Source organism: Kordia algicida OT-1 (assembly GCF_000154725.1).
Taxonomy (GTDB): domain Bacteria; phylum Bacteroidota; class Bacteroidia; order Flavobacteriales; family Flavobacteriaceae; genus Kordia; species Kordia algicida.
In genome coordinates this window covers 1,007,218-1,022,240 of the sequence record NZ_DS544873.1, presented here as the reverse complement: position 1 = coordinate 1,022,240, position 15,023 = coordinate 1,007,218, and the positions used below count along the sequence as shown (strand labels likewise).

Here is a 15,023-nt window from a genome sequence, read left to right as displayed (position 1 = left end):
GATAGCAAAGCTCTTTAAAACAAGAGCTTTGTTTGTATATTATACCACTTTACACATAAAATGATGTTTATAAACTCGTTCATTTGGCAGTCTAGTTTCTTGCGAATACTTTCCGTAGCTACGGCTATGCAAAGGATTCACAGCGTTCTACACTGCCAAAGCAACTTCGTATCCAAAACACCATTTTAAATGTAAATTGGTATTACTCTGCTGGACTCCAAGAACCTGATAATTCTCCGGGTTCGTTAGCGACACCTCCAGGATTTGACACAAATCCCGTATCATCAGGAACGGCACATACAAATCCAACTACAACACCATCATAACATATCACAAAAGAAATTGCTTGCCCAGTAGCATTTGCCTCGGCTTGTTGCGAAACTTGTTCATGTACAATCGCTTGTGCTAACGTAATTTCGCCCGCTAAAAACTGTAATGCCCAAGGAGACGAACTATTTGCCAAGTCATTAAAATAGTTACATCCTGCAAAAGGCAACGGATTACCAATATTTGGCATTCCAACATTCATGCGTCCTGCGTCAATTGCATATATGGGTTGGTTCGGAACTTTTAAAATTTCCATGCCTTGAGTTCCTTGTCTTCGCAATGAATTGTAATGTCCGTACGTCATCCAAATCTTTACCGCTTCTCTGTTTATAGGATCGTATGTATTGATACTTCCCCATTGATCGTAGCTATAATTTGTTTTGTTTACTACGGTTTCAGCAACTGTTCGCGCTTCTTCTTGAAAGGTTTCTTCATGGTCTGTACTACAGCTACAGAAAGCAAAGATGATGATGATAAAAATGGTTTTTTTCATAATAAGGTTAATTTTAAATGGTATCTAACTTTGGTTTTGCGTGTTAGATATTAGACGCTGTTTTCCCATGTAGAGTATTTTTAGCATCTTTGTTACGGTTTTTTTATTAAAAAAATAATCATAGCTTTTTAAATGACTGAAAACGAAGATTGTATTCGTAAATTTATAGATGGAGACGCTGCTTTTCTAAAGCAACTATACGCTAAAAATTACTTCGGAGTTGAAGCTTATATCTTAAAAAATAGTGGAACTAAAGAACAAGCAAGAGATGTTTTTCAGCATGGATTATTGGTTCTTTACACATTGCTAAAAAAGGAAAAGTTACAGATTTCTAATTTTGACAATTACCTATTTACGGTGTGTAAAAACTTCTGGATAAAACAATCTTCACAAAATAGCGTAACAAAACTAAATACGGTAACTCTTGTTGATGAAAGCCCTGATTTGGCAAGTTTTCACATAGAACAATTGCAATGGAATCTTTTTAAAGAAAAACTTGAATCGCTCAAAGAAACTTGTAAAACCATCATTAAGCTAACACTTGCCAAGGTTTCGTATGCGGAAATTTCAAAGAAACTAAAGTTTTCTAATGAAAATGCAGCGCGACAGAAAGCTTTTCGGTGCAAAACTAAATTGTTTAAAATGATACAAGCTGATGTTCGATTTAAAAAACTTAAAAATAACTAAGCATGGAAGATTTTCTTTGGGAATTAAAAACCGAACGTTTCTTAAAAGGTGAAATGACACCTGAGGAGCTTCTTGACTTTGAACAGGAGCAAAAAGATCAACCTGAACTGAAAGAATATGTAACGCTTAGCAAACAGTTACAACAAGCCATAAGTGAAAAAGATTGGTTTGCACATAAAAATACGAGTAAGCATTACCATACTGTTCAAAAATGGTATCAAGAAGTTGATGTACTTGATTTTAAAGAGAAATTGCAACAACATGCTGACACTGCTTTTGAAACAGAAAAGAAAACATTCACTTTAAAAAAATATTGGTTTCCGCTTGCTGCTGCTTGTATTGCGTTGTTGCTAACTATCGTATATCAATTTACTACGCAACCAACTTTAGATGAATTGTACACACAATACGGAACTTGGAATGATACACCTTCGTTTATTGTACAAGATCAAAATACGACAGATATAAAAGAAAAAATTGAACTTTTGTATAAAAATAGTGAATATCAAAAGTGTATTTTGGTAGCTGATCGCTTTTTAAATTCTGCTACGACAGACAAAACAAACGTGAGGATTTACAAAGGATTTTCGTTGGTGCAACTCCATCAAAATTCGGAAGCATTGCAGGTATTTAAGACTATTTCTGAAAGTGATGCAATTGATGCTAGCAAAGGATTGTGGTATATGGCGTTGGTGTATTTGAAAACAGAAGATGCTAAGAATTTACAAGAAACTTTAAAGAAAATTACGGCTTTAAAAACAAATTATAAATACTCAGAAGCCTTGGAGTTGTTGGAAACTTTGGAGTAGATTTAGTTGTTAATTCGTTAGTTTCACTAATAAACGCCTCAACTTATAAACTTATAAACTTATAAACTCATAAACCAACCTTTCCCAATCGTCACTTCGAGTCAATTTGTATCACAAATTTATATCAATAAGTATTTGGAAGCAAGATGTTTATTTTGAATAATGTAGCAGATCTCGACACAAAATTCTTTCAGAATTCCACTCGATCAGACGGTCTCATTATCAATTTTATTATGGGAAGCTGTTTATTGTAGAACTATTATGTATTGATTATGAGATTGCTTCACTGTGTTCGCAATGACGTTTCAGATACTTTTCAATTCAACATCCAACATTCAACATTCAACATCCAACATTTAAAATTCAACATTTCAAAGCGAAGCTAAAATCACTTCACGCATTTTTGAAGCTCTGGCTTTTGCTTCTTCTGCTGTCCATGACATTTTAATCAAACAAGAAATATTTCGCGCAATATAATGATCTGACTGCTCGTAGGTTTTCGTATCTAAATACTTCATTCCTTCTTTGACTTCCGCAGAAATTGGATATAATGATTTTAAGTTTTTCAAATGTTCCCACTTGCGAATGTAGTGCCAATTGTTATCGTAATAATGAAAACACACATCAATTCCGTTGGCTTTGAATCCTGCCATGACTTTTTGTGCGACACCTAATTCTGGTAAGAAGAAGTTGAGAAACGCACAACTTTCTACGCCACCTTCAGGAACGGTTCTAAACGTCACTTCTGGAATGTCTGCCAAAGCTTCTCTAAGTATGTTGTAATGCTTTTTTTGAATGTTTAAGAATTCCGGCAAACGGCGAACTTGTGCCAAACCAACTGCCGCGTTCAATTCGGAAATACGAAAGTTATAGCCTAAAAACGGATGTGTTTCTGCACCTCTGTCGCTTCCCACATGATCGTGTCCGTGGTCGCTATAATGATCGGCATTTAATGAGTATTTGCTATTGTTTGTAATGATTGCGCCACCTTCTCCACAGGTCATTGTTTTTACAAAATCAAATGAAAAACAACCAACATCACCAATGGTTCCGAGCGCTTTTCCTTTGTAGGTTCCACCAATTGCTTGACAGGCATCTTCAACTAAGATTAAATTATGTTCGTCACAAATAGACTTAATCGCATCCAAATTCGCCATACTTCCGCACATGTGCACAGGCATAATGGCTTTCGTTTTTGGTGTAATGGCGTTGCGAACTGCTTCCGGATCTAACGTAAGTGTATCATCAATATCTACTAAAACAGGAATGGCGCCCAACATCATGATGGCTTCAAAACTTGCCACAAAGGTAAATGTTGGCATAATCACCTCATCTCCTGCTCCAATACCTGTTATTGCCAACGCGACAGAAACGGCGGCGGTTCCGCTGGAAACTAATTGTGTATGTTTTACATCAAACTGTGCTTCTAACGCACGTTCGAGTTCTTTTGCTTTCCAATGTCCGTTACGCATTCCATCAAATCCGTAACGCATTAATACACCACTGTCTAATACATCGTGTACTTCTTTACGTTCGGCGTCGCTAAATAATTCAAATCCTGGCATAGTGTTTTTTTTGCTTGATTTTAGGTTTTTTAGAAAATCAAAAAAGTTTAAATCACTTCAATATTAAAAAACCTCTTTCCTACACTACAAAAGTATAGAAAAGAGGCTGTATTTTATGTACATCTACTTAATTGTTTTCCATTAATTTTTCAAGAAATTTGTAATGTCTTGATGTATCGCGCATCATGTTATACGACATGATATTGTCGATTTCTTTTCCTTTATGGTCTACCGCAACAATGTTTGGAAATTTATTTTTGGTATTGTATTTCCTTGCTAGTTTTATGTTTTGCTGACGTTGATCTTCTGTAATGATATCAATTCGTCTTGGAAAATCTGCCATGACCAATACAAAGTTTTCAGCTTTTTTCTTGAATTTTTCTGTGTAGAAGAAATCTTCTTTCAACATTTTACACGGCGGACACCAATCACTTCCCGTAAAATATATTAAAATAGGCTTCTTTGTTTTCTTTGAAATTTTCTTTGCTTTTTCAAAATCTGTCAGCCAATTTAGTTTTACTTCTTCCTGCGCTACAGCAGAAAATCCGATAAATAATACGGCTAAAAAAAGTAGTTTTTTCATGTGTGTACGGTGTTAAGGCGTCAAACAAATATATATGTTTCTTCTCTTAAAACAACAATCTTGCCAAAATATTACATTTCAATCACACTTTCTGCAACCGACTTGCGCACTTTTGCCATATCTGAAAACATATCATCGGCAGCTCTGTAACCAACAGGCAATACCAATACTGAGGAAAGTCCTTTTGCTTTTAAGCCTAATACTTCGTCATATTTTTCAGGGGAAAACCCTTCCATTGGACAAGCATCTATTTGTTCTGCCGCACAAACTGTTAGCAAGTTTCCAAGTGCAATGTATGCCTGTTTGGACGCCCAAGTGTTGAGTTCTTCTTGTGTTTTCTTTGAGAAAGTATCAATCATAAAGTTTCTAAACGGTGCCAAGATATCTTCGGGCGTTTCTCTAAGTGTTTTTACACGATTGAAATATGCTTCGATGGTTTCACTGTTGATCGTCGTTTCAATACAAATGACTAATAAGTGAGACGCATCTGCTACTTGGCGTTGTTTCCAAGAGTATTGCACCAATTCTTCTTGAAGTGCTTTGTTTTTGATGACTACTAAACGGATAGGCTGCAATCCGTAGGAAGTTGCCGTTAGGTTAAAAGCTTCTTTTAAGGTATGTATTTGAGTTTCTTCTAAAAAGCGAGTTGCATCAAATTTTTTTGTTGCATATCTCCATTTTAGGCTGTCTACTATTTGCATATGGGTTATCTTTGAGTTCTAAATTTCACTTTAGAAGTGATTTTAATTTCTGAATCAAAAATAAGCAATACCCAAAAAGAAATAGAAGCTTTTGCGATAAATTAAACCAATTGCTTTATAACAAAATACATTTTCCATGAATCCACAAATTACCGAACGCATTAAAAATTCTGAAACACACATTTTTAAAGCGGTGTTTCCCAATACTACCAATCATTACGATACGTTGTTTGGAGGAACTGCATTACATATGATGGACGAAGCTTCGTTTATTTGCGCAACACGTTTTAGTAGAAAGAAAGTTGTGACTGTTTCTACCGATAAGATTGATTTTACAGAACCCATTCCGCAAGGAACTTTGGTAGAATTAATTGCTAATGTTATTAAAGTCGGAAATACGAGTTGTGTGGTACAAGTAGATATTTTTATGGAAAATATGTATGAAGAAGGACGCAAAAAAGCAGTGACAGGACTATTTACCTTCGTCGCGATTGATGACAACAAGAATCCTGTAAAGATGGTGGATTGATTGAAACATAGTTTAATAAAGCTAATACGTACACCTTTTTTTACACCTAAAAAATAAACCCTTATAAACATTTCGTTTACAAGGGTTTTGCGGAGAAAGAGGGATTTTGTTCCAATCTCCCTCTTACAGCATTTTGCAAATGCCAAAGTCTTAAAATCAAAAAAACCACTCAAGTAAACTTGGTGGTTTTTCTTTTCAAGCCTTGCGCTTGTTTGCGGAGAAAGAGGGATTCGAACCCCCGGACCTGTTACAGTCAACAGTTTTCAAGACTGCCGCATTCGACCACTCTGCCATTTCTCCGAGTGTCTCATCAGGTATTCCCTGATTGCGGATGCAAATATAGAAACCTTTTTCAATTCTTAAAACAAAATGATAGCTTTTTTTAAGACTTTTTTTATTTCTATTGGTAATTTATTGTTTCTGTTGATTTTAGGATGAATTTTTTAGATGCTTTCTAGTATTAAAAATAAGTATCATTATACACATACGCTCCAATTTCATAGCAATACCGCACGCTGATGTCCTTTTTGTTTTACTGTTTTTACTATAAACCATCCATTATTTAATTATGACAAAGTAGCTTTTAAGCAGTTTCAAATCACAATCTAACCTAGTGTTATGCAATACCTACACCACTCTTTCTATGGTTTTTCCATAATTTTTTTAGCATTTACTTTTCTATATTACTATGATAATCAAAACTTATAATCATGAGAGAAAAAAGTATGAAAAGCCTAGCGCTTCGTAAAAAAGTTATTAGCAATATCAATCCTGTTGGATTAAAAGGTGGTAGAGCTTTACCAACTACATTACAATCTACCGTAGTATTTACAGGTTGTGTTTGCGAAAAGAGCTAATACCAAATCTACTTAAAAAAGCAAACTTTTTGGAGTTTGCTTTTTTTGGTTAGTATTGTATGAGTTATAAAATTACAGGGAGTTTCACTCCTATCACACTAAACTCTGATAACTTTTGGTTGATACTAATTTCTTCTCCATCTTCGTTCGATAATATTATGGTGCGTATAGTCTCATCGAATAAACCTTTTTTATGCGATTCTTCCCTTACTTCAAATCTTTTTATTGTCAAGCCACTTTTTTTATAAGCATCGTCATTTATTTTTGAATGATACGCTAATACTATTTTACCTTCTAGCTCTTCTACTATACATGGTTTACTATCCATTAATATCCATTTGTTCTTGAATTCTTCACCTAAATCACTGTTCTTAACGATGGTCGCAAATGTGGTTTCTGTGTATGTGTGTTTATTTACCTTTAACCATTTTGAAGACTTTGGTTCTTTATGTAAAATAAATTTAGAATAAGCTTGTTTTGCTTCGTATGCAGGAACATACTCAATAAATTTTAAATCGCTTGGTACATCTTCATCTAAGACAACTTCCGATCTAGTTTGCAATTGTTTAAAGTACTCTTCTGCTTCTGCTCTAAACTCATCAAATGATTTTGTTAGGTCTTTTAAATTCTTCATTTGCACTTCAAAGACAACCATACCTACATAACTATCTACCTTTCCAATACCTTCTACATTATTTAGTTCTAATAGTAATCTATTCTTTTTAACATTGGAAAAAGCTTCTCCCTTTATTTCTATCACATATATAATTTTCTTGTAGAAGAATATAAAATCAGGGAAATACTTATGTGTACCATACTTAAAGTGAATATTACGTTCATTTCGTAACCAAAACGGCTCACTTTTCTTTTTGTATGAAGCATCATATTCCTCAGCTGCATCTGCTAGATCGTAACTTACTTCTTCACGTTCATCTTCATAGTTTAATGATATTACCTTTCCTTTTCCACTGGTATCTTTCGTAATGAGATAGTCTACGTAATCCGCTAAAAGCTTTTCAGGATAGGAATCAAACTTATCATAATCATACGCTGAATTCTCATAGCCATAAAAGTAATACCCATTTTTTATAAGAGCAATCAATTCATCTTTATCAGTACTGTTTCTTGAATCGTTGTTTTTATCCTTTGTTCGGATTTTTATCTTTTCTGTTTTAAACTCACGCTGTAATAACCAAGAGTTTGATTCAGAATCTAAGGTATCTAGATCTAGCTCAAAGTATTCATTTTCTACATAATGTATATAGAAATATGTAAAGCTATCTTTAAACCTATTGACAGCTAATTTATGATCTACCTCGTCTAAGTTGTAAAAGTAAAAACCTATCTTATTTAATAGTTTACCATATTCCTGAAAAGTAGTATATGTTTTAGGTATGTCTGGAATTGCTTGTAAATCTTTTAATACTCTACCATACACCTCTTTCATATCTTTTTCTGAAATACGCAAAGGTTCATATGGCCAGTCTTGGTCTTCACCTAATTTATGAAATATCTTTTCATCCGTAAATAAGTCTACTTCTGTAAAGAAATTATTTGGCGTGTATTTTAAGAATTTGCAAGAAGTACCATTAATTGTTCTTGGAAATGAATTAGAAGCAAGAAAGTCTTTAATGATCTTGTCATAATTAGTAATTACCGCTTGGATGTTAGCGCCTTGTTTACGTTTAAAATCAATAGTAACTTTGGGAATTTGAATTCCTTTTAACTTTTCTGTTTTTACAGGATTTTCAATAACTTCTTCTGCACCACGTTCCATTGCAAAGGTTTTGTCATTTAAGCCAAACTCTTGTTGTATTTGCAATACCACTTCTTCAAAAGACGCTCCTTTATCACAAACTATATGTAGCTTTTCGGTGTGTGTTAATAGGTCATTATCTTCAACCTCATCATACTCTCTTTGTAGTTTATTTAATCGTACACCACGACCTACTATTTGCTTTACTGACGTTTTAAACTCTGAAGGTGTATCGTTAATAATTACCATAGAATAGATATTTGGCATGTCTATTCCTTCGTTTAGCATATCAATAAAAATTACAATTTCTACTCTATTCTTTTGAATATCATCAAATTGCTTTTTTACTAATTTATCTGATTTAGAATGTAATAAGATGGAGGTTTGAGCCACTTTATCTATGTCTTTCAATAAAAGAGAAGTATCTGAATTGTAATCAGACTCGAACATTTCCAGGATTAGATTTGTTGTTTCTGTATCTTCTGCTTTCGCTTTTTCTAATATTACGTCAAGTATTTCAGTATCCATTGCTAAAACCGTTTTGATATAGATTTCTACCTTTTCTGCAAATGCTATCTCATTTTTAACCTTTACAAAACCAATGGGTTTTAGGTCTCTACATTTAATATCATTGTTTAAGGCTTTCTTTTTTACCAAATGCACTAAAAAGAAGGTAAGAAGCTTATATTTTTCTAAATCTGAAAGTTCCGTCTTTTTACCTTTAGTTTTTGATTCTTGCCCTGGTAATGCTAGTACACGTACTTTTTTACCATACTTGTCTTCTAAAAATCGCTTGATATCATATTTATATACAATGGTTTGATTCTTTTTAGCCTGACTTCTTTCTGTTTCTATGGCAGTTGCTGTGAATTCTATAACGGCTAAAGGATGAAACGCATTAATCACTTGCTTTGCTTTTCTACTTTGAGCGTGGTGGGCTTCATCTGTAATAATTACTAAATCATTTTGAGATAGAAATTCTAATAAACTAATGGTATTACCCTCTTTATCTTTCCAATCTGAACCTTCCCATTGCTTTTTTGTTTGTGTAGCATTCGTGCCAAACTTATCTATGTTGAATATGAAAATGTTTGCATCTGTATCTGTTGCGAAAAGGTCTTTTGTGTCTTTATAATTATCTCCAGTAATTAGGTTAAATTTAAAAGGAACTTCATCATTCCATACGGTTTCATTTGTACCTATCGTAAAGTTACGTATGGTCTTTTTATAGATTTCGGTAGATGACGGTGTTACAATTAAAAAATTTTTGACATTATGGTATTTATTCAAGTAATATACAGTTGCTCCCATAAGCATAGTCTTCCCTGAACCTGTAGCCATTTCATAGCCAATAAACGGTGCTAATTGCCCTGTTTCTTTGTCTACTTTCTCTAACAAAGGTTTTATATGCTTATAGCCTACTTGGCGTAAGAGATTCTTCTGAATATCTTCTGGTGACTTACATACGTCAATTGCTTGTTTATAAATAGAGTGTAGCGTATATATAGCTTCTTTTTGATAGTATCTAAAAGGATATTTAGTGACACCTTCTGCTAAATCTTTAAGGAAAGAGGCTTCTGGTGTAAGGTTACCAAATATATCTCCAGCAGTTGAATCTATTCTACCTTTAATATCTTCTAATTTAGAATGCAATATTTTTTGAAACTCTTGATAGTAAGGTTTTACTGTTTTCTTTGCCATAATACTATCTTTCTAATTCTGAAAATATTGCGTGGGGTACTTTTATAATAGCCAAATCTTCTGGTATCGTATCTTGTGCTATATCTATACCTTTATTACTGTAGATAACCAATGATTGAAAGTCTGGTTGATTCCTTAAAGTACTGTAGATAGTTTTCACCTCTTCGTTGGTAATCGTTAAATTACTTTCTTGTGGAGTTGCTAAAAACGCTAGACCATATACTGCTACATTAGAAGAACCCACTATTTTACCAACTGTAGGCTTATTGTCTTCATCCTGGAATATTTGGGCAGGAAATACATTAATATCTTGTACTACAAAATCATAAGATTGTAAAAGTGATTCTTGAATAAACTGCTTACCTAAAGACCAATTAAATTCTCCTTTTTTAGTTTCTTCATCTATGCTAATAATAGATTCTCCTAAATGATAATATTTAAAAGAACCACCACCTTGCCAATTGACAGATTTTGAAATGCCAGATGTATCAGTACCTTTTAATACAGCAGATAATCTTGGAATAATATGAGTTTCAGCGTGATTACCTATTTCAACACCAATCCATTTTCTATTCATTTTATGTGCAGTCCCAAAAGTAGAACCACTTCCTCCAAAAATATCAAGAACTGTATCACCTTCATCTGTAACCAACTCAATTAGTCTTTGAAGAAGTTTTTCAGGTTTTTTCCCTTTTCTAAAATCTACACCACCTTCATTATGTAAATCATTAGGTAAAGTGTCCATCCAAATATCTGAAAGAGGTTCACTAAAACTTAACTTGCCATCAATTGTTTTCAATCTATCTTTTACAAATAAAATAATACTTCCTTTATATATGTAATAAGGGTTTTTACCATTATCTCTTTCAAGTTTGAACACCTTGCTATCATCCTGTTTTGATTTTATTTTTAATTCTCGTGCAGATTTACTTATACTGTTAGAATCTAAACTGGCAAAACGAATTACTCTTTCAGAATTATCCGTTATAAAGTTTGTTATTTCATCTTCAAAAGAAGAACCAAAATGCTTCTTAACTTGTCTTTTTTCTATTTTATGGAAAGAAGCAAAAGCTTCAAGCAAAGAACAAAATTTCCAATTTTCAAAATTTGTATTGTCATAATTAGTAATGAACGTACTATAGCGTTCATCTCTTGACTTTCCAGAATATAATTTATTAGGTTTCCAGTTTTCAATATCATTACTATAAACAAGAATAAATTCAGAAATATTAACTAATCCAGGATTAATAACCTTTGCTCCAGTTGCTGAACCTCTCTTTAATGTAATAATGTTTTTCCTATTTTCTTTTCCAAAAATATCATCCATAAGAACCATTAAATATGGTAACTCTTCGTTGTCAATTGAAATAAAGATAGTACCTGAATCTTGAAGTGTTTTTTTAAGAATTGTTAATCTATCTCTCATTAAAGTTAACCACTCCGAATGTTTAAAATTATCGTCGTAATGGTCAAAAGCTGAACCTGTATTATACGGTGGGTCTATATAAATACATTTTACTTTTTCATTATCTGGCAACTTATCAAAGTGTTTTTTTAAAGTGTTTAGAGCTAAAAGGTTATCACCTTTAATTAGCATATTTTCTATATCTAATGCATCTTCTTCATTATCTATTTCTTGAATTGTAAATTCTTCGTCTTTCGCTACAGCTTTAAAGGCTTTTTGAAACACTAAAGGTCTTGCTTCTTTAACACGTATATCATCTCTATTTACCCAATATGGTGTATTTCCCTTTCCTTCTTCTTCGTTTAACTCATAAAACAGCGCTTCTTCTTTGTTAATCCAGTTAATACGAGGTGCAGGAATATCATTTTCTGATTTAATACTGTCCTCATTAAGATTTACTATTGCTTTTTGTTTATTAAACCATTCAAGACTTAATGAACCTTTATATTTTTTAGCCATATTTAATTTGCTTTTACACCTGAACATAATTGCCTTTGCCAACAAGTATTACAAGTTGATGGTGGGCAAGATTTCTGTAATTTATTATCTCTTATATCATTAGCAGAAGTAATGATACGTTCTTTTATTTCGTCAATTTTTGAGTTGTCTAAACGTTGTGTATGTTTAGAGTTTCTGTCTTCATCTAAATTAAAAATCTGAAGTCTATCCGCCGTTTTACCTGTTAGTTCTTTGTAACCAAGCGCATACATAGATAATTGCTCCATTGTAATGTCTTGGTCTTGTGATTCCTTTTTACTTTTAAAATCAATTATGGTCGTACTTTCATTTCCATCTAAATCAATTTTCTTGATTAAATCCATTCTACCATTTACCATAATGCCATCACCTAAATCAATTTGAATCTCTTGTTCAGCATATTCAATATTGTCAAACTCTTTGTGGTTTTCTTCCAAGTATGCAGTTGCGACGTTATTAGTAGTTTGCTTAATATTATCTAACACGATATTAGTTGCATAGGGTATATGAACGTGGTTTTCTACTAATTCATCAATATTAATGTTAGATACATCTTCACCGTTTAGATGTCTTCGATGCATTTCCATTAATACATTATGAATTGAATTACCATATCCCATACGCTCTGTAATTGGTGATACAAAACCATATAAACTAATTAGTTTAAAACGATAAGGGCAATCAAAAAATGCTTTTAATACTGAAAAGTTTAATTGAATTGCACCTGCTTCTTTTTTAGGTGTTGGTGTTAGATTTTCTAAATGTGAATAATCAGGGTTTTTATCTGATATTATATAATCAGAATTGCTTACTTCTTTAGCAAAGGGTGACTCTTTTTGATAGAGTCTATTCTCTTTACTACGAGTGATAAAAAGATACTTTTGAGAACGAGTTATAGCCACATAAAATAAACGTCTTTCAGCCTCTTCACTAACTTCTAATCTGTGTTGGTCTTTAATCCATTCTCTTTCTATAAAGTGCCATATTTGTTTACCTCCAGGTCTTTTAATTGGTAAATAGTTTTTATTTAAACCAGGAACAAAAACAATAGGAAATTCTAATCCTTTTGATTGGTATACAGTCATTATCTGAACTGCATTTGGTGTCTTGTAACTATTGTTTAACCAACCTTCTGGATAATATCCATCTGCTGAATACCTTAAAAAGTTTAAGAAACCTTTTAATTTCCATATAGGTTTATCTTTAAAATGAATACTTGCATAATCATTAATAATTTGAGAGAACATCCCTAAATTATAATAGATCACTTCATTAATATCATTGCCTACAATGCCCTCGTGTTCTTTGTCTGCAAAAACTTCTTCTGATAATTTAGCCTTTTCAATAAACGTCCAAAATATTTCCTGAATATTAAACGTACTGAAGTACATTTTAGGATTAGGTTTCTTTTTACTAATAGCTTCAATAGCAGCATCTATATCTTCACTTTTAATGTTTTCTGATACAGCTTCCCAATATGCTTTTAGTGTATCTTCTTCTATATCATTATTTAGGTATTGATAAATAGCTTTAGATGCTTTTATTTCAGGTCTTTCAAAAAGATTATTTACACCACTTACAACAAAAGGAATATTATGTGCTGCTAACATCTCCATTATGGAAGTTGCCTTTTTCCAGGTTCTTAATAATATTGCACAATCTGAATAGTCTAAACCTCTTTTTGCTCCTCCATTTCTATCTTGAAATTCTTTACCTCTTAATTTCTGAATGGTTTCTGCAATAAATTGGTTTTCACTTTCAACGTCTTCATATTGGTTGTAAATAATATCACCATCTCTAAAACGTTGGTGACCTTTAGCATTCATTATTTTAGGTAAGCGTTGTGTATTATTAGTAATACACTTTATAGCAGCATCTATAATACCTTTTGATGACCTAAAATTATCTTCTAATTTGATATAAGAAACATCTTTGTATCGTTCTTTAAATTGTTGTATATACTTTACATCTGATAGACGCCATTCATATAGTGTTTGGTCATCATCACCAACAACGCATATATTACAATTTGATTTTGATAATTCTTCTATTAAGTTTTCTTGGACAGGATTTACATCCTGGTATTCATCGACTACCAAATATTTAAGATTTCCTAATACATTATCTTGAAAATCTTTATTTGATTTAAGGTTTTTTATAACCTCTGTCATAATCATTGTAAAGTCAAAGTAAGAATGCTTATGCAAAGTTTCTTCATAACTTTTAACCGCTTCTTCCCATTCTTCTGGTAGCTTAACACCTTCATTTAATTCAGCTTCTCTAAACAAAGCCATAATTGCAAGAAAACGACCTGTATCTTTATACCTATCCATCCCAACAGAAGCCATTCCTATAAAGTTATAGTACTTATCTACAAATAGCTTTTGTTTGATATCATCTAATATTGAATATTTTTGATATTTGAATATGTTATCCTGAATTGCCTGCAAACACCAAGAGTGAATAGTACCAATATACATATCAGCAAGCCCTTTGATGTCACCCAATTGTTCTCTACATAACTTTAAAACTCTTGTTTTAAGTTCTGCAGCAGCTTTTTCTGTATACGTAAATGCGATAACATTTATAGGTTCAACATCTTTTTGTTTTAAGACTTCTACTAACCGTTGACTTATAACTTGAGTTTTACCTGCACCAGCACAAGCAATGATTTGTAGGTTATCTTTAATAGTATTTATAGCAGAATGTTGCTCTTTAGTGTATTGCATTCGGTGGTGATTGGTCTTTAATAGAACGATAATAACTTAGTAATCCAAATATAGAAAAACAATTATTGTTTTCCTTATTCTAACTTAGAATAACACAATACTAATACTTATTCATCAATGGTAAGTATGGAAATCCGTAAAAAACAAACCCACACTTTCAACAAACAAATCATCACCTTATAAGTTCCTCAAAGCAACCTAACAAAAAACTACCCGTTAAAAGAACTTTTTAAAAAAGGAAAATCACCCTAAAACATGTAGCAAACCACCAAAAATCCTCCCAAATGTGACTCCATAAAAAAACCTGCGGAGGTTTTATACAAAACCTAAGCAGGAAACAACAA

General features: G+C 32.6%; 11 protein-coding genes and 1 tRNA gene. 4 read left to right on the top strand and 8 right to left on the bottom strand.

The features are described from left to right. Positions 1–202 precede the first annotated feature (202 nt). Positions 203–820 (bottom strand): hypothetical protein, encoded by a 618-nt coding sequence (locus KAOT1_RS04260; RefSeq protein WP_007093480.1) that lies wholly within the window; start codon positions 818–820, stop codon positions 203–205. A gap of 132 nt (positions 821–952) precedes the next feature. On the opposite strand from KAOT1_RS04260, the gene KAOT1_RS04255 reads away from it, so the two are divergent. Then, positions 953–1,507: an RNA polymerase sigma factor gene (locus KAOT1_RS04255; protein WP_007093479.1), complete on the top strand. Its 555-nt coding sequence runs from the start codon at positions 953–955 to the stop codon at positions 1,505–1,507. A 2-nt stretch (positions 1,508–1,509) separates the two neighbouring features. Beyond that, the gene (locus KAOT1_RS04250) at positions 1,510–2,316 is read left to right on the top strand and encodes a hypothetical protein (protein ID WP_007093478.1); all 807 of its coding nucleotides are present in this window, start codon (positions 1,510–1,512) and stop codon (positions 2,314–2,316) included. Positions 2,317–2,687: 371 nt separating this feature from the next. On the opposite strand, the gene KAOT1_RS04245 is transcribed toward KAOT1_RS04250, so the two are convergent. The 3 genes from KAOT1_RS04245 to KAOT1_RS04235 form a co-directional block, all read right to left on the bottom strand. Then, the gene (locus KAOT1_RS04245) at positions 2,688–3,881 is read right to left on the bottom strand and encodes a DegT/DnrJ/EryC1/StrS family aminotransferase (RefSeq protein ID WP_007093477.1); all 1,194 of its coding nucleotides are present in this window, start codon (positions 3,879–3,881) and stop codon (positions 2,688–2,690) included. A 127-nt stretch (positions 3,882–4,008) separates the two neighbouring features. Beyond that, the gene (locus KAOT1_RS04240; RefSeq protein WP_007093476.1) at positions 4,009–4,464 is read right to left on the bottom strand and encodes a thioredoxin family protein; all 456 of its coding nucleotides are present in this window, start codon (positions 4,462–4,464) and stop codon (positions 4,009–4,011) included. Between the two features lie 71 nt (positions 4,465–4,535). After that, complete coding sequence (locus tag KAOT1_RS04235) at positions 4,536–5,165, bottom strand: NAD(P)H-dependent oxidoreductase (protein ID WP_007093475.1); 630 nt, start codon at positions 5,163–5,165, stop codon at positions 4,536–4,538. A gap of 136 nt (positions 5,166–5,301) precedes the next feature. On the opposite strand from KAOT1_RS04235, the gene KAOT1_RS04230 reads away from it, so the two are divergent. After that, entirely contained in the window at positions 5,302–5,694 is a 393-nt protein-coding gene (locus KAOT1_RS04230) for an acyl-CoA thioesterase (protein ID WP_007093474.1), read from the top strand. Positions 5,695–5,909: 215 nt separating this feature from the next. On the opposite strand, the gene KAOT1_RS04225 is transcribed toward KAOT1_RS04230, so the two are convergent. After that, a tRNA-Ser gene (locus KAOT1_RS04225) sits at positions 5,910–5,994 on the bottom strand. 410 nt (positions 5,995–6,404) lie between these two features. Between KAOT1_RS04225 and KAOT1_RS22710 the strand changes: the two genes are divergently transcribed. Further along, on the top strand, positions 6,405–6,551 hold the full coding sequence (locus tag KAOT1_RS22710) for a hypothetical protein (RefSeq protein WP_007093473.1): 147 nt from the start codon (positions 6,405–6,407) through the stop codon (positions 6,549–6,551). A gap of 64 nt (positions 6,552–6,615) precedes the next feature. On the opposite strand, the gene KAOT1_RS04220 is transcribed toward KAOT1_RS22710, so the two are convergent. The 3 genes from KAOT1_RS04220 to KAOT1_RS04210 are packed head-to-tail and all read right to left on the bottom strand — an operon-like array spanning position 6,616 to position 14,679. Then, on the bottom strand, positions 6,616–10,008 hold the full coding sequence (locus tag KAOT1_RS04220; RefSeq protein WP_007093472.1) for a DEAD/DEAH box helicase: 3,393 nt from the start codon (positions 10,006–10,008) through the stop codon (positions 6,616–6,618). Between the two features lie 4 nt (positions 10,009–10,012). Beyond that, the gene (locus KAOT1_RS04215; RefSeq protein ID WP_007093471.1) at positions 10,013–11,932 is read right to left on the bottom strand and encodes a site-specific DNA-methyltransferase; all 1,920 of its coding nucleotides are present in this window, start codon (positions 11,930–11,932) and stop codon (positions 10,013–10,015) included. 2 nt (positions 11,933–11,934) lie between these two features. Further along, complete coding sequence (locus KAOT1_RS04210; protein WP_007093470.1) at positions 11,935–14,679, bottom strand: ATP-dependent helicase; 2,745 nt, start codon at positions 14,677–14,679, stop codon at positions 11,935–11,937. Between the last annotated feature and the right edge of the window lie 344 nt (positions 14,680–15,023).

Bases quoted from the DNA above. Each gene is read 5' to 3' on its own strand.
- KAOT1_RS04245 (WP_007093477.1), bottom strand. From the start codon at position 3,881: ATGCCAGGATTTGAATTATTTAGCGACGCCGAACGTAAAGAAGTACAC.
- KAOT1_RS04210 (WP_007093470.1), bottom strand. From the start codon at position 14,679: ATGCAATACACTAAAGAGCAACATTCTGCTATAAATACTATTAAAGAT.
- KAOT1_RS04235 (WP_007093475.1), bottom strand. From the start codon at position 5,165: ATGCAAATAGTAGACAGCCTAAAATGGAGATATGCAACAAAAAAATTT.
- KAOT1_RS04215 (WP_007093471.1), bottom strand. From the start codon at position 11,932: ATGGCTAAAAAATATAAAGGTTCATTAAGTCTTGAATGGTTTAATAAA.
- KAOT1_RS04260 (WP_007093480.1), bottom strand. From the start codon at position 820: ATGAAAAAAACCATTTTTATCATCATCATCTTTGCTTTCTGTAGCTGT.
- KAOT1_RS22710 (WP_007093473.1), top strand. From the start codon at position 6,405: ATGAGAGAAAAAAGTATGAAAAGCCTAGCGCTTCGTAAAAAAGTTATT.
- KAOT1_RS04250 (WP_007093478.1), top strand. From the start codon at position 1,510: ATGGAAGATTTTCTTTGGGAATTAAAAACCGAACGTTTCTTAAAAGGT.
- KAOT1_RS04230 (WP_007093474.1), top strand. From the start codon at position 5,302: ATGAATCCACAAATTACCGAACGCATTAAAAATTCTGAAACACACATT.
- KAOT1_RS04240 (WP_007093476.1), bottom strand. From the start codon at position 4,464: ATGAAAAAACTACTTTTTTTAGCCGTATTATTTATCGGATTTTCTGCT.
- KAOT1_RS04220 (WP_007093472.1), bottom strand. From the start codon at position 10,008: ATGGCAAAGAAAACAGTAAAACCTTACTATCAAGAGTTTCAAAAAATA.
- KAOT1_RS04255 (WP_007093479.1), top strand. From the start codon at position 953: ATGACTGAAAACGAAGATTGTATTCGTAAATTTATAGATGGAGACGCT.